Below are 24,952 nucleotides of genomic sequence, written 5' to 3'. Positions count from 1 at the left end.
GATTTTCAAATATTTATAACACTAAGTTAATAGCATTGGTGAGGACACGAACCGCGGAAGATATTAATCTTTACCCGGCAAATGTATTTCAGCAAGCATGCACCGTGCACTGCCGCCTCCATTTTTTTCGATGGTGTAAAGCGGTGCGTAAATAATCCTGCTGTATTGTTCAAGGGCAGTAATCTGCTCTGTATTTAATGATAAATAAGCCTGCTCCGACATAACCAGTAAGCTTTCGCCAACTGCATTGGCAACCTGCAGCATATTACCTGCAAATTTGTTCATCTGATCTAAACTAATCTCTATAATTTCTTTTCCAGTGCCTTTTAAACTGATGGTTACGTTCAATCTTTCTTCAGGATCCTTAATGGAATCAAGGCAGATTACTGCGAAATTGTCGCCAATGCACATCATTACATTGGTATGGTAGATCGGAAAGTTTGTGGAATCCACTGCCTGGAAAGCCACTGGTTCGTAACCGGTAAGCATGCAGAAATTATTGAGCACTTCTTCATCAGTACGCACGCTTAGGCAGGCATAAGCAATTTTATTGGTTCGGTCTAAAACCATGCTTCCCGTTCCTTCTAAAAAAGCGTGCTGATGTTCGTAAAAACTTAAATCGCTAATGTGGTTTACTTCGAATTTATCTTTCAAACCATCTAATATTTCCCTGCGACGCTCTAACCTTCGGTTTTCAGAAAACATGGGGTAAAGGTACACCGAGCCATCTTCATGAAAGGAAACCCAGTTGTTCGGGAATATAGAATCGGGCGTTTCAGGTTCCAAAGTATCATCCACTACGGTTACATCCACATCGTTTTTGCGCAAAAGGTCAACAAAAGCATCAAACTCTTTTAAGGCTTGTGCCTGTACATCGCTCTCGGTGGATTCAACCTGGAACTTATTATTTCCCGCCGTTTGCTCGTTGAATTTAAAATCAACAGGGCGGATCATGAGGATATGGTTGGTCGTCTGCATTTTTGGTTAATTGTTTAAACCGGTTAATTGGTTAACTGTTCCGGGCGGTTGCCCATCCATTAACCATCTTACGTTTTACATTCTATAAATTGTCTCTTAAAATCGGTAAACTCATGCAATGGAAACCACCGCGTGCACGTGATAGTTCTGCCGAAGGCATTAAAATCAAGGTATCGGTTATGGTTTCGGCACTTACTTTACCACTTTCCAAATCCTGTACCAGATCTTTCACATCTACCACATCAAAGCCGGCAGCCTTAAAGGCCTCAACGGTTTTGTCGTTCCTGTCGTAGCCTAACACCACACCTTCTTTAATGGCTAAAAGGTTGCAAGAATCTGTCCATTGCTCGCGCGAATCGTAAGGGAACTGATTGTTTCCGCTATAAATAATTTTAGTCGGTTCGGTACTTTTTAAGTCGTTCTGACTAATATCATTCAGCAAAGCTTCTACATGTTCAAAATGTTTAGGTTCCTGCGGATTAGCTTTTGTAAACTGAATGGCCGTTGTTGCCTCCAGTTTTTCGGGCTCTTTTAAAAAATTAATTGGCTCGTAAGGATTGTATTTCGGAGAATGTGCAATGGAATTCAAAATTACCCAGGTATTGCGTTTAACCTGCGTAAAAACCGTATCCAAGTGCATATAATCACGTTTACTCGGGATTTTTACTACGGTAACTTTTTCCACAACATCCTGGTCGAACAATAATTTAATCGCTTCGTTGGCGCCATGTTCTGAAGTTCTTTCGCTGCAACCAATCAGTACGTGGTTCGGGCTTACCATCATTACATCGCCACCTTCTAAAGTGGTGCTGAAAGCCGGCTCGTCGCCCGGACGTAAAAAGTGCATGGTTACATCAGGAATTTCCAGAATGTTGTTTCTGTAACCTTCGAACAAAGGATGGTTAAAGAAAATATAACGCATTAAAAGCGTTTCGCGCACACGAGCTTTTTTAGCCGGTTTATTTAGCAGGATATGGTTGTTGATAGTGGTACCTACATCCCTTGTGAAAATCAGGTTTGGAATGGGGGCAAAAATCATTGTATCGTTGGCCAGTGTTCCGGAGATAAAAATCTCGGCCAGTTGTTTCGGATCGGTATTGGTGAGTTCTAACTGTACTTTATAGGTACAACCCTCAATAGCGCAAACCGCTGCAACCAGTTTTTTACGGATCGATTCGTTTTCGAGCATTTCGCTCAACAGGTTTTGTATCTCAATTACCGATTTGGAATTATGAAAATCAGGATGATTGGGTTTGTAAAAATTACGGTCTGATGCTTCCGAATCTATTTCTGCCAGTTTCCCTTTGATCTTATCAGGATCAAGAAAATACATCAATAGTTTAATATAATAATCGTATTCGCCCTTACGGATGGTATCTAAGTGTACAATATCTTCGAAAAGCCAATCCTGTGCTTTAGAAGGTACTACTTTCCCTAAACCACTATCCGGACTATGTATCAATAATTTGCGCAACCTGCCAATTTCGGTGTTTACGCTCACTTTAAAGTTTTGATTCTGCTCGCTCATAAATAAGTTAGTTGTTACAAATCTATTAGAAATTTTGAGAGTCCGAAAGTCCGGGGTCCGAAAGTCGGAAGATATAGTTTGAAAATAAGTGCTAAATAATTATAACGCCAATGAGGTTAAGGCTATAAACATCCTGTCTTCCGACCTCGGACTTCTGACCTCCGACTTCTGACTTCGGTCTCCGGGCGACAAGCACTAGAGCACCTTTCCAAACCTTTTTAAAAACGTTACGAATGAATTTTAGCTAAAAAATCTTCGGAGTCCAGACTCCTGACTTCGGACTTTTTTCTCTATTTTTGGCACATGAATTTTATTATTGCCGCAACACAGAAAGCCATCTCCGAACTTTATCAGGAAGAAGTTGCCGAAAGTGTGATCAACATACAAGAAACCCGTAAAGAATTTGAAGGACAGGCAACTATTGTTGTGTTCCCGATTACCAAAATTTCGAAAAAATCGCCTGAACAAACTGCAAACGAAATTGGTGAATATTTAGTCGCCAATGTAGCTGAGGTTACTAAATTTAATGTGGTTAAAGGCTTTTTGAACTTAAGTATTGCCGAAAGTTATTTCCTTAAACAGTTTAACGAAGAAATTTTAAAGCCCGATTTTGGTGTTTATGCGCCGAACGGTAAAAAGGTAATGGTAGAATATTCTTCGCCAAATACCAATAAACCGCTTCACCTGGGCCATGTGCGTAATAATTTATTGGGTTATTCGGTTTCTGAGTTGTTAAAGGCTTATGGTTATGATGTAGTGAAGGTAAACCTGGTTAATGATCGTGGAATCCACATTTGTAAATCGATGCTGGCCTGGCAAAAATGGGGCAATGGCGAAACGCCCGAAAGTACCGGTTTAAAAGGCGATCACCTGGTTGGGAAATACTATGTAATTTTTGATAAGGAATACAAAAAGGAAATAGACTCTTTAAAAGCCGAAGGACAAACGGAAGATGAAGCAAAGAAAAATGCACCATTAATCAAAGAAGCACAACAAATGCTTTTGAAATGGGAGCAGGGCGACGAAGAAGTGGTTTCGCTTTGGAAAACCATGAACGAATGGGTTTATGCGGGTTTCAATATCACTTACAAAAACCTTGGGGTTGATTTTGATAAATTCTACTACGAAAGCAATACTTATCTGTTAGGAAAAGGTACAGTTGAAGAAGGTTTGGCCAAAGGTGTTTTCTTTAAAAAGGAAGATGGTTCGGTGTGGATCGATTTAACAGCCGATGGTTTAGACCAGAAACTGGTTTTACGTGCGGATGGAACCTCTGTTTACATTACACAGGATTTGGGTACAGCCGAAATGAAACACGACGATTTCAACATGGATGAGTCGATTTATGTGGTGGGAAATGAGCAGGATTATCACTTTAAGGTATTGTTCCTGATTTTGGAGAAACTTGGTAAAAGCTGGGCAAAAGGTTTATACCACCTATCGTACGGAATGGTTGATTTGCCCAACGGTAAAATGAAAAGTCGTGAAGGAACGGTTGTTGATGCAGACGAACTGATTGAAAGCATGGTAACTACCGCCCGTGAAAAAACGGAAGAATTAGGTAAAACCAACGATTTTAGCGAAGCAGACAAAGAAGAATTGTATAAAAACATTGGCTTAGGCGCTTTAAAATATTTCCTTTTAAAGGTGGAGCCTAAAAAGCGTTTATTATTCAATCCTGCCGAAAGTATCGATTTTCAGGGAAATACAGGGCCTTTTATCCAATATACCCATGCGAGGATTAAATCATTGTTAAGCAAATCGAATTATCAGTTTGCAGTTGGCATTGAGCAGTTTTCGGGTATATCTGAAGTAGAATTGGAAATGATTTTGCAACTGGCAAAATATCCTGCAGAAATAGAAATTGCCGCCAAGGCCTACAGTCCGGCGAGTTTGGCCAATTATTTATACGAATTGGCGAAATTGTTTAACAAATTCTACCATGAAGTGCCGCCAATCGTTAAAACCGAAGAAGGTGAAGTAAAACAGTTCCGTTTAAACCTGAGCAAGAAAACAGCAGATGTAATTAACGCAGGTATGCTGATATTAGGCATTACGTCGCCGGAAAGGATGTAAGAAAGATGGATGATGGAAGAGGTGAGATAGATGATGTAGGTTAGGCGCTTAGTGTCAATCCATAGTTCGTCATTTCGACTGAAACGCATTGAAATGGAGAAATCTACGGTTCTTCTTTTTAAAGATTCTTCACTCCCGAATATTCGGGGCAAGTTGCGTTCAGAATGACAAAAGCATAGAAAAGCATCGCTAGTTTAAACCAGCGATGCTTTTTTTACTGTTAAAAATTAAAGACTTGTAACGCTCATTCCAAAGTCCCATCTCAGGCAAGTATTACACTTTCCGCTTTTAAACATGCGAAACAGGTTAAGTTTAATTACAGGTTTTATCTGTTGTTTATAAATTTTTGCGAGTTTTCTTGTTAGGAGCGGTTTTCGGAAGGATTTTGAGATTTGCCTAGGATGGCGTAATTAAAATAAGATAATCTTAGTAGATTTGTTTATCTATGATTAGGTTAACGTTTAAATTTATTCTCGCTTCATTTTTATTTGCGATTTTAATCCTTTTTGCTTTAAATACCCGTGCAGAGGTTTTTATAGTAACTTCAAATGCAGATGCTGGTTCGGGAACTTTAAGAGATGCATTAATCAAAGCGGCTGCTAATGGCAGTACCGATAAAGACTTTATTCATTTTAATTTAGCAGATCAAAGTGAAAGCGGGAGAACAATAACCTTATTAAGTCAGTTGCCAGATGTTTCTTCAAATCTGGATATCGATGGATCGACACAGGCAGGTGATTTTTTTGGCGTAAGTACTGCTAAGGTGCAAATTAAAATGGCATTTTCTTATTTAACTACTTACTACGGACTAACATTGATAAATGTTAATGATGTAGGTATTTATGGTATTTACATAATAAATTTATTGCCAACCACTGCGCCGGGAAATTGGGCACAACGGCAAGGGATATGTTTACGGCAGGCAAAAAATATAAAAATTGGGGCGGCTGGAAAAGGAAATGTGATTTGTGGCTTTACACATGAATTGGGGGTTAATGTTAATTTAACTGGTGGACAAATTCAGTATTATTCTGAAGATTTAACAGTTCAGGCCACTATTATTGGCTTTGAATCTGATGGTGTGACATTACCGATGTCTTTTTCCGGAGCTCAATCGATGTATTCCATATATGGACTGGTAGATATTGGCGGGGCTAGTCCTGCAGAAGGAAATGTATTTGCAAAAGGTATCAATTTCGCCCAGAGCAATTACAATTCAAATAATGATCCATTATATTCTACTCCCGCAACGATAAAAATTAGAAATAATAAAATTGGTACAAATTTTACTGGAGATATTGCAACGCCATTATCATCAGGTTTTAGTGTGGTAACAGTTAACCCAAATGGTAAAAATACAATAAGTATAGAAGATAATGTCATTTCTAGCGAAGGATATGCAATTAACCTTTTAAATAACGGAATGCCCGTAAGTATCAAAAGGAATTTTATTGGTATTGACAAGAGCTTAACCAAGCGATTGCGAGCTTCAACAGGTGTTTTTGTTTACTATTCGGATGGTGTAGTTATTGGTGGGCAAGACCCGGCAGATGCAAATTACATTGCCTATTGCAAGCCTGTAAATGTTTGGCCCTATTCAACTGTTTCTGTGAATAAGAATAGCTTTTTTTGTACAGTTGGTGCATATCCAATGATATTTACCAATAGCTCTCGTACAATTCCAGTGGTAAATATTCAAAATCTCACCGCAAATGCTGTATCTGGTACGGCTACACCAAACTCAACAATAGAACTTTTTTACAGCGACTTGTGTGGAACATGTTCTCCGGAAACCTATTTTGCCAGTACCACAGCTGATGCCAATGGCAACTGGAGCTATAATGGTAATATTTTAAGATCGGTAATTGCTTCTGCAACATTAAATGGTTCCACATCAGAATTTACCCGAGCCAGGGTTGATGTTTCGGGCGTTAAGATTATTAATACATGCGGTAGTACTGGCTCTATTACAGGTTTGTTGCCCTTAAGTGCCTCATATGTAGAATGGCTGGATGCTGCAGGAAATGTTGTGGGTAGGGGAAAAGATCTTTTAGATGTGCCAATTGGTACTTATCGGTTAAAAGTAACCAGTGGAGATTGTAGTGAAATAACACCGTGGTTTGAAATTAAAAAGGGATTGATAACAAATGCTACAAATGTTCAGACACGAAATCCTGCTTGTGGTACCGGTGGCAGAATCAGCGGTTTACAGGTTGTAAATAATACTTCATCACCTACTGTTTACAGTTGGAAAAATGAATTGGGTACAGAAGTAGCTAAAACACTAAATTTAACTAATGTTACGCCAGGAAAATATACTTTAACCATATCCACATTGGATAATAGTTGTACAGATACTTATGGACCGGTTACCTTAACAACTACTACCGGACCAAATATTAGCCTGCTTTCCCTATCTATAACGCCAGCTAATTGTGGTACAAATTCTGGTGGTATTACTGGAATTATAGTAACTGGAAGTGGCACTTTGACCTATAAATGGAAAAACGAAAACAATGTGCAGGTTGCCAGCATTAAGGATTTAGTAAATCAGCCGCCCGGCAAATACACTTTAGAAGTTACAGACCAATCCAGTTGCGGAGCGGTAATTACACCGGTAATTACCATTCCGGGTGCAAATGCCATTACCATTGATGATAGCCAGAAACAAGTTTTCAATCCTACTTGTTCGGGTAATAATGGAAGTATAAAAGGTTTGCTAATAACTGGAGCTAATTCCTATACCTGGAAAAATATTGGCGGTCAAGTAGTGGGTAATCAGCTGGATTTAGAAGGAGTGCCTTCCGGAAGTTACCAGTTAACAGCCTCAAATCCATCATGTAATAGAACTTATGATCTTACCTTAATTACACAGTCGAATTTGATCGATGCCAGGGGCATTACAAAGATAATTACTGATGCCTCTTGTGGATTAAACAATGGAAAAATCATGATTATGATGCAAAATGCAAGCCATCTGCCAAAAAGTTATAGATGGGAAGATAAATCGGGTAACACCGTTGGGGGGAATACAGCTGTACTTGAAAACGTAGACGCTGGAGATTATAGTGTTTATGGAATAGATGATAATGGTTGCGAAATATATCTGATTACTTACAGCGTTAATAGACAAGCTGAACTTGCTTTAGTAAATGGCAATGTTCGTATTGCGAATGATAATTGTAATCAGGGATTGGGAAGTATTACTGGAATGCAAATTAGTGGTGGCTTTGCACCTTATAGCTATAAATGGACTAATGACGCTGGTGTTCAGGTTGGCAATAATTTAGATATATACAATTTACCCAAAGGCAATTATAAACTGGTAGTTACTGATGCTTTAAATTGCTCACCATTGATTTCGAATTTTGTGGTTGATAATCTTACCAGCCAAATTACAGCACCAACTGTTACGCCAATTCAACTTTGTTCACCAGGCGAAGCAACTTTGCGGGCAAGTGGATCAACAAAAGCCACCAGCTATGCCCTTTATAAAAGTGAAGAGGCTTTATCTCCTACAGACGTTTCTGTTAGTGGGGTTTTTAAGGTCGATGTCAGAGGTGATAAAAATTACTTTGTTACTCAACGTATCGGCGATTGCGAAAGTATAAAAATGGAAGTGAAAATTACGGTAGGCTTATCCGGATTGACTGTAGCAAATTCGATTTCACCTAATAACGATGGTGTTAATGATATTTGGAATTTGAAGGGTATTGAAAATTATCCCATGGCAAACATTCAAATTTTTAATAGAGTAGGAAATAAAGTTTATGAATCTGTGGGATATAAAATGCCCTTCGATGGAACGGTTAAAGGTTCTCGACTTCCGGTAGGTGTATATTACTATATCATAAAATTAAGTCAAGCATGTGAAATAGTTACAGGCTCTTTAACTTTATTATATTAATATTTACCTGGTGAGCAAAAAAATAAATGCGCCATCTTTATTTGGTAAATTGGTCTAATATGTAATGTAAAAAGGCTTAACAAAAAAATCGCTTGGTTGGTTAAACCTAGCGATGCTTTTTCTTTTCTCTTTAAAGACTAAAGACTAAAGACTAAAGACTAAAGACTAGGTCCTACTTTCCTTCAATCCCCGATTTAGTTTCAACTGGTTTCTTTTTTCTAAAATTGGGGAACATCATCGGGCTTTTGGCCGGCCGTTCATCGCCCAACAGCACACCCCATTGTTTAAATGATTCGGTACGGTCGAACACAATTTTAAGAACGGCTACAATTGGCAAAGCAAGGAACATTCCGGAGACGCCTGTAATGCTTCCTCCAATAAATACCCCGAGTATGGCAAATAAGGCGTTGATTTTTACTTTAGAGCCAACAATTCTTGGCATCAATATATTGTTATCCAGAAACTGAACAAATGCAATAACTCCCAAAACGGTAATTACCGGCCATAATTCCTGCGAAGAAGTAAGGGTTAATAAAACACCGATTACGTTGCCAATTAGTGCGCCAACATAAGGAATCAGATTTAAAATGGCGAAAATTACGCCGATTAACAAAGCATGTTTAATGCCGATCAGCATCAATATTCCACCTAATAAAATGGTCATATAAGTAATCTGGATCAATAAACCAATCAGGTAACTTTTAATGATTGATTCGGTTTCATAAATGGCTTCTTTCACCTTTGGATGATCGTCAGTTTTAAACCACATAAAAATAAAACGCAATAAAATATCCTTGTAAAAGAGCATCAGGTAGATGTAAATCGGTAACAGGCCGATAAATACAAAAATCCCACTGAGCGTTACCGCGGTACTGCCTGCAAGTGAAGTCCCCATGTTCATCAGGTCGTCGCTTTTATCCTGAATGAAGGCTTTTTGCTGTTTATCGTCGTAATGTGTAATGCGACTGATCCAATCGCTTAACGAATTAATGTGCTGCGTTACATTGGCTTTGATTTGCGGAAAATCTTTCACCAGAATACCAATCTGATTGGAAAAGAACCAGATAATCAAAGCTACAAATAATGCAACCAATAATATAGGCAGGATAATGGCGAGTGTTTCAGGAAATTTTTTCCTTTTTAAAAATCGGTAAACAGGCAAGAGCATAATACTAATGAAAAATGCCATCAGCATCGGCATAATGATGTCGCGTCCGATTACCATTACCGCTACAATAGCCATAAGGCCCAATAACTCAATAGATCGTTTAACGGTTAGTGGTAGATTGTTAGTCATAAAAAGTTTATCTGATTAAGATTTAAACACAGCCGTTGTGAAAAAGTTTGGTTGTGATGGAAAATGGAAGAGGTTTGATGGATGAGGTGTAGCGGTTAGCGTTTGGCGTTAAGCGTTAAAAGGCCATAGTCGGTAGTCCGAAGTAGAATGATCGCTAGGGTTGGAGTTTGGTGGGTAGTTATGCCATGAACCATCAAACTATTGACGAATAAACGAATGACAACTGAACCAACCCGAAAAAAATTACTTCCCATACACGATATACCCGTAGATTAGGCTTATTTTTGCAGCTTTAATACAACACATGAACAACGATCAAGATACCATTATTGCTTTGTCTACTCCTTCAGGTTCGGGGGCTATTGGTGTAATCCGCTTATCTGGTCCGGATGCAATTTCGCTTACCAATACCGTTTTTGCCGGAAAGGATTTAGAAAAGCAGGACACCCATACTTTACATTTCGGTCTGGTTAAAGATGGTAATCATATTGTGGATGAAGTTGTTGCCGGTTTATTTGTTGCGCCGAAATCGTATACCAAAGAAAATGTGGTGGAGATTTCCTGTCATGGTTCTAATTATATCATTCAGCAGATTATTAACCTGTTGATCAGCAAAGGTGCGCGTGCGGCTAAACCCGGTGAGTTTACCTTGCGTGCTTTTTTAAATGGGGCTTTCGATTTAAGTCAGGCTGAAGCCGTTGCCGATTTAATCGCTTCAAATTCGAAGGCTTCGCATGATGTGGCCATGCAGCAGATGCGTGGTGGTTTTGCCAATGAATTAAAAGGCTTGCGTGAGCAGCTGATCCATTTTGCTTCCATGATTGAACTCGAACTCGATTTTGCGGAAGAGGATGTAGAATTCGCTAACCGTGAACAATTGAAAAACCTGGTAAACAAAATCAATTACGTACTGCAAAGATTGATTTCCTCTTTCGAAATGGGAAATGTGATCAAAAATGGTGTGCCGATTGTTATTGCCGGTAAACCCAATGTGGGGAAATCGACCCTTTTAAATGCCTTATTAAATGAGGAACGTGCCATTGTATCCGACATTGCCGGTACCACCCGAGATACCATTGAAGATGAACTGACCATTGGTGGCATCGTTTTCCGTTTTATCGACACCGCCGGGATCCGCGATACAGCTGATATTATTGAAGCTTTAGGCGTAGAACGTACTTTAGAGAAAATGAAACAGGCCAAACTGATCATTTATATGGCCGATGCCGCACAAAGCATCCCTGAGATTGAAGAGCAGGTAAGGGGCCTCGAGCAACTGGCTATTCCCTACCTTATTCTGGTAAATAAAGCTGATCTGATTTCTATCGATCAACGTAAAGCTTTTAAGGGGTTAAACGCTGTTTTTATTTCTGCGAAAGAGAAACAGGGAATTGATGAACTCAAAACAACCCTGTTAGAGCAGGTAAACCTGCACCATATTAATACCAGCGAAACTTTGGTAACGAACATCCGCCATGTAGAAGCCCTTAAACAAACTGAAAATGCCTTGCAAAGGGTATTGGCTAATGTAGATAATCCGGTTACATCCGATTTTTTAGCCATGGATATCAAGCAGGCTTTACATTATCTTGGTGAGATTACCGGTACGGTAACAACAGATGATCTGCTGGAAAATATTTTTACGAAGTTTTGTATTGGTAAGTGATTGAATATTATTTAATTGTGTGTGTGTTTTGATAATACTTTCTGCGTCGAAATTAAAAACACAAAATGAACATAGCTTGAAATCAGCATATTTCTCGTCTTTCAGAATTTACTTTTAGTTTCACCTTGCCAATTACTGATTTCATCCCGGCAATGCTTATCGGCGTCACAACCTAACTGCGGAATTATTCTGATCTATACCCAATACTATCTATTGCTGTTATATACTATATTGTGTAAGAATAAATAATGCATCCTAATTTTAGGAAAATAAATTATTTATTCTCTGTTTGATATACTAAAACCTTTTAGTATTATTGATCTGACTAAAAAATTTACCACTAACCAATTTATCCTATGAAATTATTTAACAGAACCACATCATTTGCCTGTATTTTATTAGGCACGGTTGTCTTTTTATCTAATTGCAAAAAAGAACAAACCGACACTGATAATCCGGAACCCCGGGCGGCTACAAACGTAACTGCCAGAACCGAAGTAACCAGCCAGGCCCAGTTTACCGTGAGTACAGAAAATACTGGGGGTAAGGATGCTGCCGAAGGATCATCAAAAGTTATCGATAACAATCTCGATTCTAAATTTTTAATATTTAGTCATCAATCGGGTTTTTATATGCAGTTTGAGTTTCCCACAAATACCCAGGTTGCATCTTATACGCTTACTTCTGCAAATGATGCCAGCGAGAGAGATCCGTCAAACTGGACCATTACGGCCTCAACAAATGGAACCACCTGGACAGAGTTGGATCACCGTGAGTATGAAATGTTTCCACAGCGCAAACAAAGCAAAACTTACAACTTTGTTAACAATAATTCCTATAAATTTTACCGCATTAATATTAGGGTTTTATTTGGTCAAACCAATCCAATCTTTCAGCTGGCTGAAATAAAACTATTCAGTGTACCACAAAACCAGCAGGCTGTATCGCCGAACAATACCCTCGAAACAGTGGTTGAAGGCACGAATACTTTAATTTTTACCGATAAAACCGGAACTTTCAGCGCGACAACAAAAGCAGGTTTCATCACCGTATTTAAAGCCAACTACCAAAGAATGGCCAATACTTTTAATATCAATGCACCTAAAACACAGGTGTTTGTAATCGATTCTGCCTACGAAGGCGTTGCAGCAACTTATGGTGGATCTGTTATCCGTTACGATCCCAGGTATTTTGCTAATAATCCGAAGGATATTGATGTGGTAACCCACGAAATGATGCATGTGGTACAATCCTATAAATTTAACCTGCCCAATACCGGGTGGATTACGGAAGGAATTGCAGATTATGCCAGGTATATTTTTGGCTATGATAACCCGGGCGCTAACTGGTCGTTGCCAGCTTATAATTCAAATCAGAATTATACTGATGCTTACCGTGTTACGGCTCGCTTTTTTGCCTGGCTTGAAAACCATGGCTATCAGGGCATCGTAATCAAACTGGATAAAGCCATGAGAGATGGTACTTATAATGTGAACACTTTCTGGTCGGCAAATGCAAATGGCAAAACTGTAGATCAGTTGTGGCAGGATTATAAGGCAAATCCAGCCTTGTAAACGAGCAATATATTATATGCAAAAACCTCAGCCAAACTGAGGTTTTTGTATTTATCAGTAGTCTTTTTTCAAATTTCTATTGCCATTAAAAGGACGTTAAATGTAAAATCCGATGCCTAAAAGCTTCAGATTTTTTTCAGGTCCTGTATGTACTGCAGGGGAGATTTACCATATTCTTTTTTAAATGCCCTCGAAAAATTGGAACTGCTCTGCAAACCGATTCGCTCGGCAACTTCGTAAAGCGCAATATCTTCGTGTGTCATAATCTGTATGGCTTTTTTCAACCTAATGGTCCGGATAAACTCTGCAACAGACTGATCTGAAACACCTTTTATTTTTTGATAAAGTTTGGTGCGGCTAATGAATAAATGACTGCATAAAAAATCGACATCCAGGTTTGGATCTTTGATATTGGTTTCGATCAGGTTTAAAATCTGATTGATAAAAGCTTTGTCTTTTTCAGTGTGTACCAGCTCCGTTGCTTCTGCAAGATAGTTTTTGGTGTAGCGTTCTTTCAGTTTTTCGGCCTGTTCAAATATATTCTGAACGGTTAACAACAGCAGTTCGGTGCTGAAGGGTTTTGAGAAATAAAAATCAGCACCCGATTCCATGCCTTCAATTTTTGCTTCAAGGGCATCTTTTGCCGAAAGAATAATGAAAGGAATATGGCTGGTTTCAAATTTCTCTTTGGTAAGCCTGCAAAATTCGATTCCATTCATCTCGGGCATCATCACATCGCTGATAATCAGATCCGGAATGTTTTCGATGGCCACTTCAAGGCCCTTTTTACCATCTTCTGCTTCGAGAATGGTGTATTTATTTTCTAAAGTCTGTTTTAAAAACTGCCTTAATTCCTGGTTATCTTCCACCAATAAAATCCGTTTATTACTAACAGGTTCATTCCGGTATATCTCCGGTCCGTTTTCTACCAAAGGCGATAAGATCAGGGTATCGGTTACTTCAAGCCTGGTTTCAACAGGTTGATTAGATAGACGTTTTTCATCTTCATGATAATTTTCAGCCCCAAACGGGATACCTATAATAATTTCGGTGCCTTTATTGCGTTCGCTGTACACATAAATATCTCCTTTATGCAGTTCGGTAAGGTTTTTTACCAAAGCGAGGCCAATGCCCGAACCTAAATGTTCGGTACTGATCCGGTAATAACGGTCGAAGATTTTGGTAATCGACTCCGGAGATATGCCAATTCCTGAATCGAGTACCTTAAAATAGATATAATTTTTAGCCCTTTGTGGATGGAGCAGCTGAAAACCTGTTTCGAAATGCGGTTTAAAATCCAGCATATCATAAAATAAACCAAATGATATTTCGCCACCATCAACCGTATATTTAAAAGCATTGTTTAATAAATTGAGCAATATTTTTTCGAGTATCTGTTTGTCTATAAGTACTTTTATATTTTCTTTAGCCCTAATTCCATCTATTTCGAAGCGGATGTGTTTATGCTCGGCCAGTACTTCAAAATCCTTTGCCAGGTCGATCACAAAGTGTTCTATTTCAACAGGCTCTACCTGAAGTTTGATGGTTTTATCGGCAACTTTTCTAAAATTAACCAGTTCGCTTACCAGGTTGAGCAGGCGTTTGGCATTTCTGAACATCAGATGGTAAGAATGGTTAAGCACCGGGTTCTGGTTCCGGCTGATCAGGTTTTCCAGTGGTCCAAGCATTAAGGTAAGCGGGGTACGTAACTCGTGCGAAATGTTGGTAAAAAACACCAGCTGTTGCTCCGAAAGCTCTTCGCGCTGCTTGTGCATTTCTTCGCGTTTATTTTCGTTTACTTCACGTATGGCAATTTCCCTTTTTAAACGGTACCACCTGCCCTGAAAAATATAAATGGCCGATAGGGCAGAGAGCGATATTAAAATATAAAACAGTTTTGCAAGGTTTGATTTCCACCATGGCGGTGTAATTAAAATCGATGTTTCTGCCTGCACTTTACTCCATATCCCGTCGTTATTACTGGCCTGCAGCACAAACTTATAACGCTTAAAATCGAGGTTGTTGTAAGCTGCACTCGGATTTTTACCATCGGTATATTTCCAGTCGCTATCAAAACCGATCAGTTTATACCTGTAACTACATTTGAGCGGATTGGCGAAATGCATGGCAGAAAAGTAAATGGTAAAGTTGTTCTGCTGATAATTAATCCTGATTTCTTTACCATAGCCAATGGTACTGTTTTCGGCAGTATGGTTCTGGTTGTTGTATTTTTGATTGTTGATCAGGATGTCGGTAAGAATGGGTTTTGCAGCTATCGGGTTTGGTCTGATCTCCCCTGGATAAAAATAGCTCAGGCCGTTTATTCCGCCAAAATATAAACGCCCGTCGGCAGCCTTAAATGAAGAACCTACTTTAAAACTGTTGCCCTGCAGGCCATCGTTTTTATCATATCTTATCAGTTTGCCTGTTTTGGGGTTCAGGCATTCCAAACCGTTTCCACCCATCCAAATATGACCTTCATTATCGATTTCAAGGCTTTCTACATCATTAAAAACACCGTATTTGCTGCCATATATTTTTATTGTATAAATATTATCGGTTTTGCCGAGCGAGAGTCGGTTTAAGCCACCGCCAATGGTACCTATCCAGTAAGTATTATCGTTTTCTTTTACCACCGGGTAGGTATAATCAGAACTTAATGTGTTTTTACCAGTGCCGGCCCTGTAGCCAACAGTTTTGATGATGTTTCCATTTGCATCTATGGTCAGTTTTTTCAGTCCTCTGGTACTCGAAACAAAAAGCTGCGGACGGTTTTGATCTGCGTGGATAAAATAGCCTTCCCCATAATATTTAACCTGATAAACGTTCTGACTGTTTTTAACGATCACGCCGAATCTGTCTATGTGGTTGCCGAACCAGATATTGCCATAGTAATCAACGGCAATGGTTTCTATCACGTAAGTGGGAAATTGGTCATAGCCAGCGGGTTTTATAAGTGCTGTCCTCTCACGGTTTAATATTTGGATGCCGTTGTTGGTACCGATCCAGAGGTTTTTATCCTTATCGTTAATAATGGAAGTTACCGCATCATTTTTTAGCCTGATGGCCGAATTATAAGTGTTGTAAAAGGTAAAACGCCCTGTTTTGAGGTTGTAATGGTTTAATCCATTGGTCATGGTGCCAATCCAGAGGTCATTGCCATCTGCAAATACCGACCGGATGTAGTTACCAGATAAGGAATTACTGTTTTCAGGATCTTTTTTAAGCGTATGAAATAGTTTTTCGTTGAGGTCGCAGTAATTTACCCCGCCACCAAAAGTGCTTAACCACAAACAACTTGAGCGGTCGATAATTACCCTGTTCAAATAACTCGAATTGAGGCTGAACTGAGCGCTCTGGCTGTTAACGGTTTGAATAAAACCCAAATTTTGATCCAGCCTGATCAGTCCTCGGCCGGTATTGATCCAATAATCCGCTTTTCCGTTTTGGGCGATGTTTTTAGTATCGTGAATGTGTTTATCTACATATTTTCTGGCTATGGTTAAGCCATACAACTGGCCTTTATTTCGTTGGGTTAACAGAAGCGTATCGCAAAAGATGGTAAGCAGGTTATGGTGATTGTCGAGGTAAATTGCCCTGAAATCCTGGTCTTTTTTTCCGTTAACCGATAGCTGGTGGAAGCGCAAATCCTTATCCATCATCCACAAGCCTTTATTACTGGAGAAGTAGGTGTTCCCGTTGTTATCCATTGTCATCTCCCAAAAGCGGACCGCCTTAGGCACATTGATTTTTAGGGGGCTGATTGTGTTTTTATCAAAGCGGTAGCACCGCAATGTGCCGTCAAACAATCCGTAAAGTTTATCCTCTGCCGGCCTGATGATCTGGGCAAGATAGGGAGAGGTATTTTTGTTGATTTCGTTAACTTCTACATACCGCTCGGTAGCAGGATCGAAGTATTGCAGGCCACCCTCGGTACCAAGCCATATTTTTCCACCCTTATCGGGATATACAAAACGGATGCGGTTGGTGTAGGCATTTTGTAAGGGCAGGTTATTATTGTAGTATTTTTTATTGACGTAGCCATCAAAACGGTTTAATCCGAAATTGGTCCCCGTCCAGATGTACCCCTTGTTATCCTGTGCGATATCATTGGCATCGGTATGCGAAAGGCCTTCATCAACGGTAAGGTAGTTGAATTTATAGCTAAAAGGTTGACCAAAAACCTGATTACCGCTAATAAGGTTCGATAAGAATATTAAGGCAGGAATTGTTAATTTTTTCAGCAATTCCATTGGTGGGATTTTAATAAGCATACCATATAGCAAAAATGATCTTATATGTTGATTTATTTATAGCTGTGGACAACAAATGTACAGGATGTCAAAAAAAATGTATGATTCGGCAATCTGCCGTGGCGATTAATTAAAGTTCTTTGTGATCGATAAATTTAATAAATATCAACCATCCTATCGATTTCCTTTACAATATATATCAACACACAACACAAACAAACCACAATGAGTAAACCATTTATTTACCGAACCCTTCCTAAAATTCTCTTGTTATTTGCCTTAGGTTATGCAAATATCGCGAAGGCCCAGCATAAGGAAGGTAATTTTTTATCTAAGCAGGATACCGCTTCGGTACCAAAAGAAATCGAAGATCCTGAGAATATCGGTATTAACAAGGAAGCCGCACATGCTACTTTAATGCCTTATGCCAATTTAAAACAGGCGCTTGCGGCTAATAGGCATGCATCCACATTCAGTACAAGTTTAAACGGCATGTGGAAGTTTAACTGGGTAGACTGGCCGCAGAAACGCCCGGTTAATTTTTACAAACCGAGCTACGATGTTTCGGGCTGGAAAGAGATCAAGGTGCCGTCTAATTTTCAGGTAGAGGGATATGGCACACCGTACTACAGTAACTTCAATTATATCTTCCAAAAGGATTTTCCAAAGGTGATGAGTACGCCACCGGAAAGATTTACAGCCTATAAAGAAAGAAATCCGGTAGGTAGTTACCGACGCGATTTTACTGTGCCGGCTGGCTGGAAAGGCCGGAGAATATTTATCACATTCGATGGGGTAGACGCCGGATTTTTTATCTGGGTAAACGGCCGCAAAGTTGGTTACAGCGTAAACAGCCGTAATGCCGCAGAGTTCGATTTAACGAAATACCTGCAAGCGGGCAAAAATACTTTGGCTGTCGAAGTTTACCGTTTTACTACAGGAAGTTACCTGGAAGATCAGGATATGTGGCGTTTGAGCGGTATTTTTAGAAATGTTACCCTTTGGAGCGCCCCTCAGCAACATGTCCGCGATTTTTTTGTTAAAACCAATCTCGATAAGCAGTTTAAAAATGCTGAAGTACTGGTATCTGCAAAAATAAAGAACTATGGTACAACAGTAAGCAAAGCAAGGATTATTGATGCCACGCTTTATAACGGTCAGACATTGGTGGCCGGATCTTCAGATAAAAAAGCGGTACCGGCCTTAAAACCAGGAGAGGAGGTAACCGTTAGTTTAAAGTTCAATGTAAATAACCCGGAAAAATGGACGGCAGAAACACCAAAACTTTATACCACGGTAATTAAACTTAAAGAGGGCAGTAAAGATGTGGAAATCCTTTCATCCAAAACAGGCTTCCGTCAGATTGAAATAAAAGGCAGGCAGTTTTTGGTAAACGGTGTAGCCATTAAGTTAAAAGGCGTTAATCGACACGAAAACTGGCCCGATGTAGGTCATGCGGTAACCGAAGCGCAGATGATTAAAGATATTGTGCTAATTAAACAAGCCAACTGTAACCATGTGCGCACCAGTCATTACTCTGATGATCCGCGCTGGTACGAGCTGTGTGATGAATACGGGATTTACCTGGTTGCCGAAGCCAATGTAGAATGTCATGGGGCAATGAACGAATTTAACGACGAACCCCGGATAAAAGCTGCCATTATCGACAGGAATGTTGCCAATACCGAAAATTTCAAAAACCATGCATCTGTAGTGATCTGGTCGCTGGGTAATGAGAATGGTAGTGGTGGCAAAAACTTCAGGGCTGCATTGCAGGCCATTAAAGATATCGACCCCACCCGGCCAACCCACTATGAAGGTTTCGGGATCGGAAACCGTAATCCGGCAGATATTGATAGCCAGATGTATACCGATGTGGCAAATTTAGAACGCCACGCCAATGATCAAAACCTGAATAAACCTTTTTACCTCTGCGAATATGCGCATGCCATGTTTAATTCGATGGGTTCGGTTGATATTTATAACGAACTTTTTGATAAATACCCGGCTTTACTGGGAGGCGCTATATGGGAGTGGCAGGATCAGGGAATTTACAATAACCGCGATCCCAAACATCCGATTACGGCATTTGGTGGTGGTTTTGGAGAGTATCCAAACGATCAGTATTTTATCCATAAAGGAGTGGTATTTTCCGATCGATCGCTTAAACCGCATTTTCCTGAACTTAAACATGCTTATCAATGGATCAGCATCAGGGAGAAAGACCTTAAAAACGGGATGGTCACCATTAAAAACCGTTACCAGTTTACCGATGTAAACAGCTTAAACGGTAAATGGGAACTTACCGAAGATGGTAATAAAATATCATCTGGTGTATTTTCTATCGGATCGATCAGGCCGGGCGAAGAAAAGGATCTCAAAATCCCTTTTTCAGTAAAACCTAAAGCAGGTGCCGAATATTTCGTAAGGGTTTCGTTTGAACTTTCGGGCGATAAAAACTGGGCAAAAAAAGGATATGAAGTAGCCGCACAACAATTTGAACTTCCGGTTACTGTTCCTGCTGCAGAAAATCAAGTTTCAGGCAGTTTAAGCCTTAACGATTCTAAAGAAAGCATACAAATTAAAGGAAAGGACTTTGCCCTGGAATTTGATAAAACAAAAGGCACTTTTTCTAAAATGGAGAAGGATGGTAAAAACATGCTTCAGGCCAACGGCGGACCAATGCTGCACCTGTGGCGTGCACCACACCGTAAGGATGATATGTGGGCCTATCCGGACTGGGAGAAAAAAGGACTGAAATCGATCGTTTGGGTAACCAATGATGTTAAAGTTAAACAGATCAGCAATGGTATTATTGAAATTAAAGCAGAGCTTACCGGAACTGGTAAACAGGATTTTACGGTTCATCACCATGTGGTTTATACCATTAATGCCAACGGATTAATCAATGCCGAAAACAATGTTGATTTCAGCGATCCTAAACTGATACTGGCCAGGATCGGTGTGCGCCTTTTTCTTGATCAGGATTTGAATAAAATCGACTACCTGGGTCGCGGACCAATGGAAAACTATGCGGACAGAAAAAGTGGCTTTGATATCGGCCATTATTCTAGCAGTGTAAATAACCAGATGACACCTTATGAAAAACCGATGGAAAGCGGAAACCACGAGGATGTGAGATGGGCAAATATCACTGCGGGAAATGGTATAGGTTTAACCGTTAAACGTGGAAAAGACCTGTTTCAGGTGGCTGCATTGCCCTACAGCGATGAAGAAATGGAAAATGTAGAGTACAAAATAGACCTGCCCAAAAGCAAAGGAACAGTCTTGTGCATCAGCCATAAAACCCTGGGCGTAGGCTCATGGGGCTGCGGACCAAAACCTTTAGAACCTTACCTGGTTTATGCAAAACCAACTTCTTTCAGCTATCAGATATTGTTAACCGGCAAACCATAACAAAACATTACGCGGGCCTTTACTAAAAATAGGCCCGCTATTGTATCAAAGTAGTTAACAGGTTTTACCTCCGTACAAATTCCGTTATCTTGTAGGCGCCAGATCCGATCTAACCGTTTATCTGATATGGTTTTAATTCAAACACCAAATATATCATGATCAAAAAAATACTTCCGTTTTTGCTAATATTGGTTACCTATCAGGGTTTTTCGCAGGAAACCATTAAAACCTATCTTTCGGGCACAGATAAAGACCACACTAAACAATGGGATTTTTATTGCACCGCAGGTCGTAAAAGTGGTGTGTGGACAAAAATTCCTGTGCCTTCCAATTGGGAATTACAAGGCTTCGGGAGCTACAATTATGGCCATGATAAAGATAAAGCCAAAGAACAGGGAATTTATCGCCATGAATTTGCGACAGGTAAAATAACCGGTAAAAAGGTATTCCTTGTTTTTGAAGGCTCCATGACGGATACAAAGGTTACCGTTAACGGAAAACCTGCAGGGGAAGTGCACCAGGGAGGTTTTTACCGTTTCAAATATGATATTACTAAACTTTTAAAACCCCAGGGGAAAAATCTATTAGAAGTTACGGTAGATAAAATGTCGGCCAATGCTTCCATCAATAATGCAGAAAGGAAAAGTGATTTCTGGGTTTTTGGTGGTATTTTCAGACCTGTTTACCTCGAAACTGTTCCCGATAAATTTATCGAAAGGGTAGCCGTTAATGCGAAAGCCGATGGTTCTTTCGAGCTAGATGTGTATGGGCAACACTTAAGCACTGGCGATGTAATTGAGGCACAGGTTAAAAAATTAAATGGCGAAAATGTAGGAAAGGCATTTCTAATAAAAGCAAATCCTGCAGACAGTACCCAAAAGTTAAAATCTGCCTTTTCGCAGCCTTTACTCTGGAGTTCGGAATTTCCGAACCTGTATCAGGTGGTGGTTAAGATTAAAAATAAACAAAAAACCATCCATCAAATCAAACAAAAATTTGGTTTCCGTACGCTTGAATTGCGTAATGGTGATGGTTTTTACGTAAACGGTGCTAAGATGATCCTGAAAGGGGTAAACCGGCATAGTTTCTGGCCTGAAACCGGGCGTACGCTCAGCAAAGCGGTGCACCTGATGGATGTGCAGTTGATGAAGGAAATGAATATGAACGCTGTGCGCATGTCGCATTACCCGCCAGATGCTGAGTTTTTGGATGTTTGCGACTCGCTCGGTTTATATGTAATCAACGAACTTACCGGCTGGCAGGCCAAATACGATAATACCGTTGGTCACAGGTTGGTAAAGGAACTGGTGATCAGGGATGTAAACCATCCTTCCATTATTTTTTGGGCTAATGGTAACGAAGGGGGCTTTAATACCGATCTCGATAACGATTATGCCTTGTACGATCCGCAAAAACGTACCGTAATCCACCCCTGGGAAAAATTTAACGGAACCGATACCAAACACTATCCTGATTACAACTATATGGTTAAAGCGGCCACATCGGGCAAGGAAGTTTTCTTCCCGACTGAATTTATGCACGCCCTGTATGATGGTGGCGCAGGTGCTGCTTTGGATGATTTCTGGAACCAGGTGCTGCTTCACCCACATGCTGCAGGTGGTTTTATCTGGGCTTTGGTGGATGAAAACGTAATCCGGACGGATAAAAACAACATATACGATGGAGATGGAAACCATGCACCCGACGGGATTGTAGGACCCCACCGCGAAAAAGAAGGCAGTTTTTACACGATAAAAGAAATATGGTCGCCCGTTTTTGTCGATCTGCCAAAAATCGATCAAAACTTTAATGGTCAAATTCCCATTGCCAACAGGTTTGCCTTTACGGGTTTGGATAAATGCACCTTTAAATGGAAACTGGTTAATTTTCCCGCTGCGGTTGCTACTGAAACAAAAGCCAGTATAACAGCAAGTGGAACGGCTACATCAAACCTTAAACCTGATGCAAAGGGAACGCTTTCCCTGAATTTGCCCGCATCATGGGCGCAGAACGATGCTTTATATTTAACCGCTTACGGCACCGATCAAAAAGAAATATTTACCTGGAGCTGGCCCATAAGCACCGCGCAATCCATTGCGAGCAAACAGGAAAAAACTACATCTAATTTGTCGGTAAAAACTGAAGAAACCGGTCAGTCACTAGTGGTTAAACAGGATGGAATTGCTTATTATTTTGATAAAACAACAGGTTATCTGGAGAAAGTGCTTAAGCCTGATGCCACCATTTCATTATCGAAAGGACCGCTGTTGGCTGGAGTGAATACCACTTTGAAAAGCTTCAGTTTTAAAGCCGATGAAGAAAAAACTATTGTCGAATCAGACTATCAGGGGCAAGGAAATCTTCATGCCAAATGGACCTTTGAACCGGGCAAACTGGTTAAGCTCGAATATACTTTTAACCAGCAGGGCGATGCAGATTTTATGGGCATTACTTTCAATTATCCTGAGGAGAAAATTACCGGGGTAAAATACCTTGGTCGCGGGCCTTACCGGGTTTGGAAAAACAGGTTAAAAGGTCAGCAGTTTGGCGTTTGGCATAAAGATTATAATAATTCGATTACCGGCGAAACCTGGGGATATCCGGAATTTAAAGGCTATTATTCAGAGGTAAACTGGGTGGTGATCGAAAATAAGGAAGCTCCGTTTAAGGTGTATATAGCCGATCAGGATACCTATCTGCAATTATACCGACCTGCCCGGGAGGCGGCTGCATTAAGCAACAACAATGTAGAACCTGCATTTCCGGATGGAAGTATCGGATTTTTAAAAGGAATCAGTGCCATTGGTACCAAATTCCAGGCTGCTTCATCCATGGGGCCACAAAGCCAGAAAAATAAAACGGATGGCAAAACCTTTAACGGTACACTGCTTTTTGATTTTATCCATTAAACAATACCCTATAAAAATGAAAAAAAAGATATTTAAACATCATGTTTTAAGATTGTTTGCAGTCGTTATTGCCTGTATTTTAATCGCCAGCATACAGGTTTTTGCGCAAAAGAAAACTTCTGTTAAAAAGGTAGCTAATGTTCCTGACATATCAGTCGGGGTAGAGGTGTTTGCGGCTGGTATACAGGCACCAACCGCTATTGTTTTTCCGGATAATAACGAGGCGTGGATTACGGAACAATCTGGAAAAATCAGGGTTGTGCAGCAAGGGAAATTATTGGAAGAACCATTAATCGATCTGAAAGATAAACTGGTAAAACTTAATCGCGGTTACGAAGAACGTGGTTTGCTTGGTATCGCTTTACATCCTGCATTTAAAACGAACAAAAAAATATACCTCTATTACAGCGTACCCTCTGTTCAGAAATCGAACCACACCGGGGTACTGGTTGAATATAAATTGGCTGAAGGTGGTAAAAAGATTGATGTGGCAAGCAAGCGCATTATTTTAACCATAGAGGAACCTGATGGGAACCACAATGGTGGCTGTTTACAATTCGGGCCTGATGGTTATTTATACGCTTCTTTTGGCGACGGCGGCGGTCAGGGCGACGAGCATGGCACCATTGGCAACGGACAGGATATGAACACCTGGCATGGTAAAATATTGAGGATTGATATCAATACCGAATCGGGTTATAAAGTACCAAAAGATAATCCATTTGTAGGTAAACCGAATGTTAAACCCGAAATATGGGCCTATGGTTTCAGAAATCCATGGCGTTTTTCTTTCGATAGGGCATCAAAGCAATTATTTGCCGGCGATGTGGGCCAGTCTACCTGGGAAGAGGTGGATATTGTTACAAAAGGAGGGAATTATGGCTGGAGGTTAATGGAAGGTACACACTGTTATAATCCTGATAAAGGCTGTAATATCAAAGAAATGATTGCACCTATTACCGAATACCAGCACAGCGAAGGCGTATCGGTAACGGGTGGATACGTATACAACGGTACCAAAAACCAACAGATCAAAGGAAAATATATTTTTGCCGATTGGACAGGCAGGGGGTATTACCTTCAGCCATCGGGCAATAAATGGTTACGTGGCAAGTTATCTTTTTTGAACATTGCAGAGAATGCTAAAATCACCGCTTTCGGCGAAGATCCGTCAGGTGAATTATATGTGTTAAGCAATACCGACACCGGGCCGGAGAATAAGAACGGCACGGTGTATAAAATTACTCAACGATAAAATTATAGCATCAATTTGCTAATCTACCTTAATTACCGTCATTTCGAGCGAAGTGCAACGAAGTCGAGAAATCTATCTCGAGATAGATCTCT

Annotated in this window: 11 protein-coding genes; 7 read left to right on the top strand and 4 right to left on the bottom strand. The window is 40.1% G+C overall.

Translation table 11 applies throughout. The annotated features are described in order from the left end of the window. Positions 1-63: 63 nt before the first annotated feature. Together ctlX and DRW42_RS27595 are read right to left on the bottom strand one after the other, a co-directional pair. Positions 64-978, bottom strand: a complete 915-nt coding sequence (gene ctlX, locus DRW42_RS27600) for a citrulline utilization hydrolase CtlX (protein WP_113952089.1) — start codon at positions 976-978, stop codon at positions 64-66. Between the two features lie 82 nt (positions 979-1,060). Beyond that, positions 1,061-2,506, bottom strand: a complete 1,446-nt coding sequence (locus tag DRW42_RS27595) for an arginine deiminase family protein (protein WP_113952088.1) — start codon at positions 2,504-2,506, stop codon at positions 1,061-1,063. Between the two features lie 303 nt (positions 2,507-2,809). Here DRW42_RS27595 and argS point away from each other — a divergent pair, with 303 nt between their 5' ends. Together argS and DRW42_RS27585 are read left to right on the top strand one after the other, a co-directional pair. Further along, positions 2,810-4,582 carry an arginine--tRNA ligase gene (gene argS / locus DRW42_RS27590; RefSeq protein WP_113952087.1) on the top strand — a complete coding sequence of 591 codons (1,773 nt, stop codon included), beginning with the start codon at positions 2,810-2,812 and terminating at the stop codon, positions 4,580-4,582. 445 nt (positions 4,583-5,027) lie between these two features. Next, entirely contained in the window at positions 5,028-8,489 is a 3,462-nt protein-coding gene (locus tag DRW42_RS27585) for a T9SS type B sorting domain-containing protein (RefSeq protein ID WP_113952086.1), read from the top strand. A gap of 172 nt (positions 8,490-8,661) precedes the next feature. Here the strand turns inward: DRW42_RS27585 and DRW42_RS27580 are convergent, their stop codons facing one another. Beyond that, the gene (locus tag DRW42_RS27580; RefSeq protein WP_113952085.1) at positions 8,662-9,786 is read right to left on the bottom strand and encodes an AI-2E family transporter; all 1,125 of its coding nucleotides are present in this window, start codon (positions 9,784-9,786) and stop codon (positions 8,662-8,664) included. A 304-nt stretch (positions 9,787-10,090) separates the two neighbouring features. On the opposite strand from DRW42_RS27580, the gene mnmE reads away from it, so the two are divergent. Next, the gene (gene mnmE, locus DRW42_RS27575) at positions 10,091-11,452 is read left to right on the top strand and encodes a tRNA uridine-5-carboxymethylaminomethyl(34) synthesis GTPase MnmE (protein ID WP_113952084.1); all 1,362 of its coding nucleotides are present in this window, start codon (positions 10,091-10,093) and stop codon (positions 11,450-11,452) included. 356 nt (positions 11,453-11,808) lie between these two features. Continuing rightward, the gene (locus DRW42_RS27570; protein WP_113952083.1) at positions 11,809-13,026 is read left to right on the top strand and encodes a basic secretory protein-like protein; all 1,218 of its coding nucleotides are present in this window, start codon (positions 11,809-11,811) and stop codon (positions 13,024-13,026) included. A gap of 125 nt (positions 13,027-13,151) precedes the next feature. Here DRW42_RS27570 and DRW42_RS27565 read toward each other — a convergent pair whose 3' ends face one another. Further along, positions 13,152-17,279, bottom strand: coding sequence for a hybrid sensor histidine kinase/response regulator transcription factor (locus tag DRW42_RS27565; protein ID WP_158544417.1), 4,128 nt, complete (start codon positions 17,277-17,279; stop codon positions 13,152-13,154). Positions 17,280-17,504: 225 nt separating this feature from the next. On the opposite strand from DRW42_RS27565, the gene DRW42_RS27560 reads away from it, so the two are divergent. The 3 genes from DRW42_RS27560 (at position 17,505) to DRW42_RS27550 (ending at position 24,860) form a co-directional block, all read left to right on the top strand. Then, the gene (locus tag DRW42_RS27560; RefSeq protein WP_113952081.1) at positions 17,505-20,696 is read left to right on the top strand and encodes a glycoside hydrolase family 2 TIM barrel-domain containing protein; all 3,192 of its coding nucleotides are present in this window, start codon (positions 17,505-17,507) and stop codon (positions 20,694-20,696) included. Between the two features lie 155 nt (positions 20,697-20,851). Then, complete coding sequence (locus DRW42_RS27555) at positions 20,852-23,605, top strand: glycoside hydrolase family 2 protein (RefSeq protein ID WP_113952080.1); 2,754 nt, start codon at positions 20,852-20,854, stop codon at positions 23,603-23,605. Positions 23,606-23,621: 16 nt separating this feature from the next. After that, positions 23,622-24,860, top strand: a complete 1,239-nt coding sequence (locus DRW42_RS27550; RefSeq protein WP_113952090.1) for a PQQ-dependent sugar dehydrogenase — start codon at positions 23,622-23,624, stop codon at positions 24,858-24,860. Positions 24,861-24,952: the final 92 nt, after the last annotated feature.

This window comes from Pedobacter miscanthi (genome assembly GCF_003315595.1).
Taxonomy (GTDB): Bacteria; Bacteroidota; Bacteroidia; order Sphingobacteriales; family Sphingobacteriaceae; genus Pedobacter; species Pedobacter miscanthi.
The sequence above is the reverse complement of the archived record's forward strand: the minus strand, read 5'-3'. Positions and strand labels throughout refer to the sequence as shown.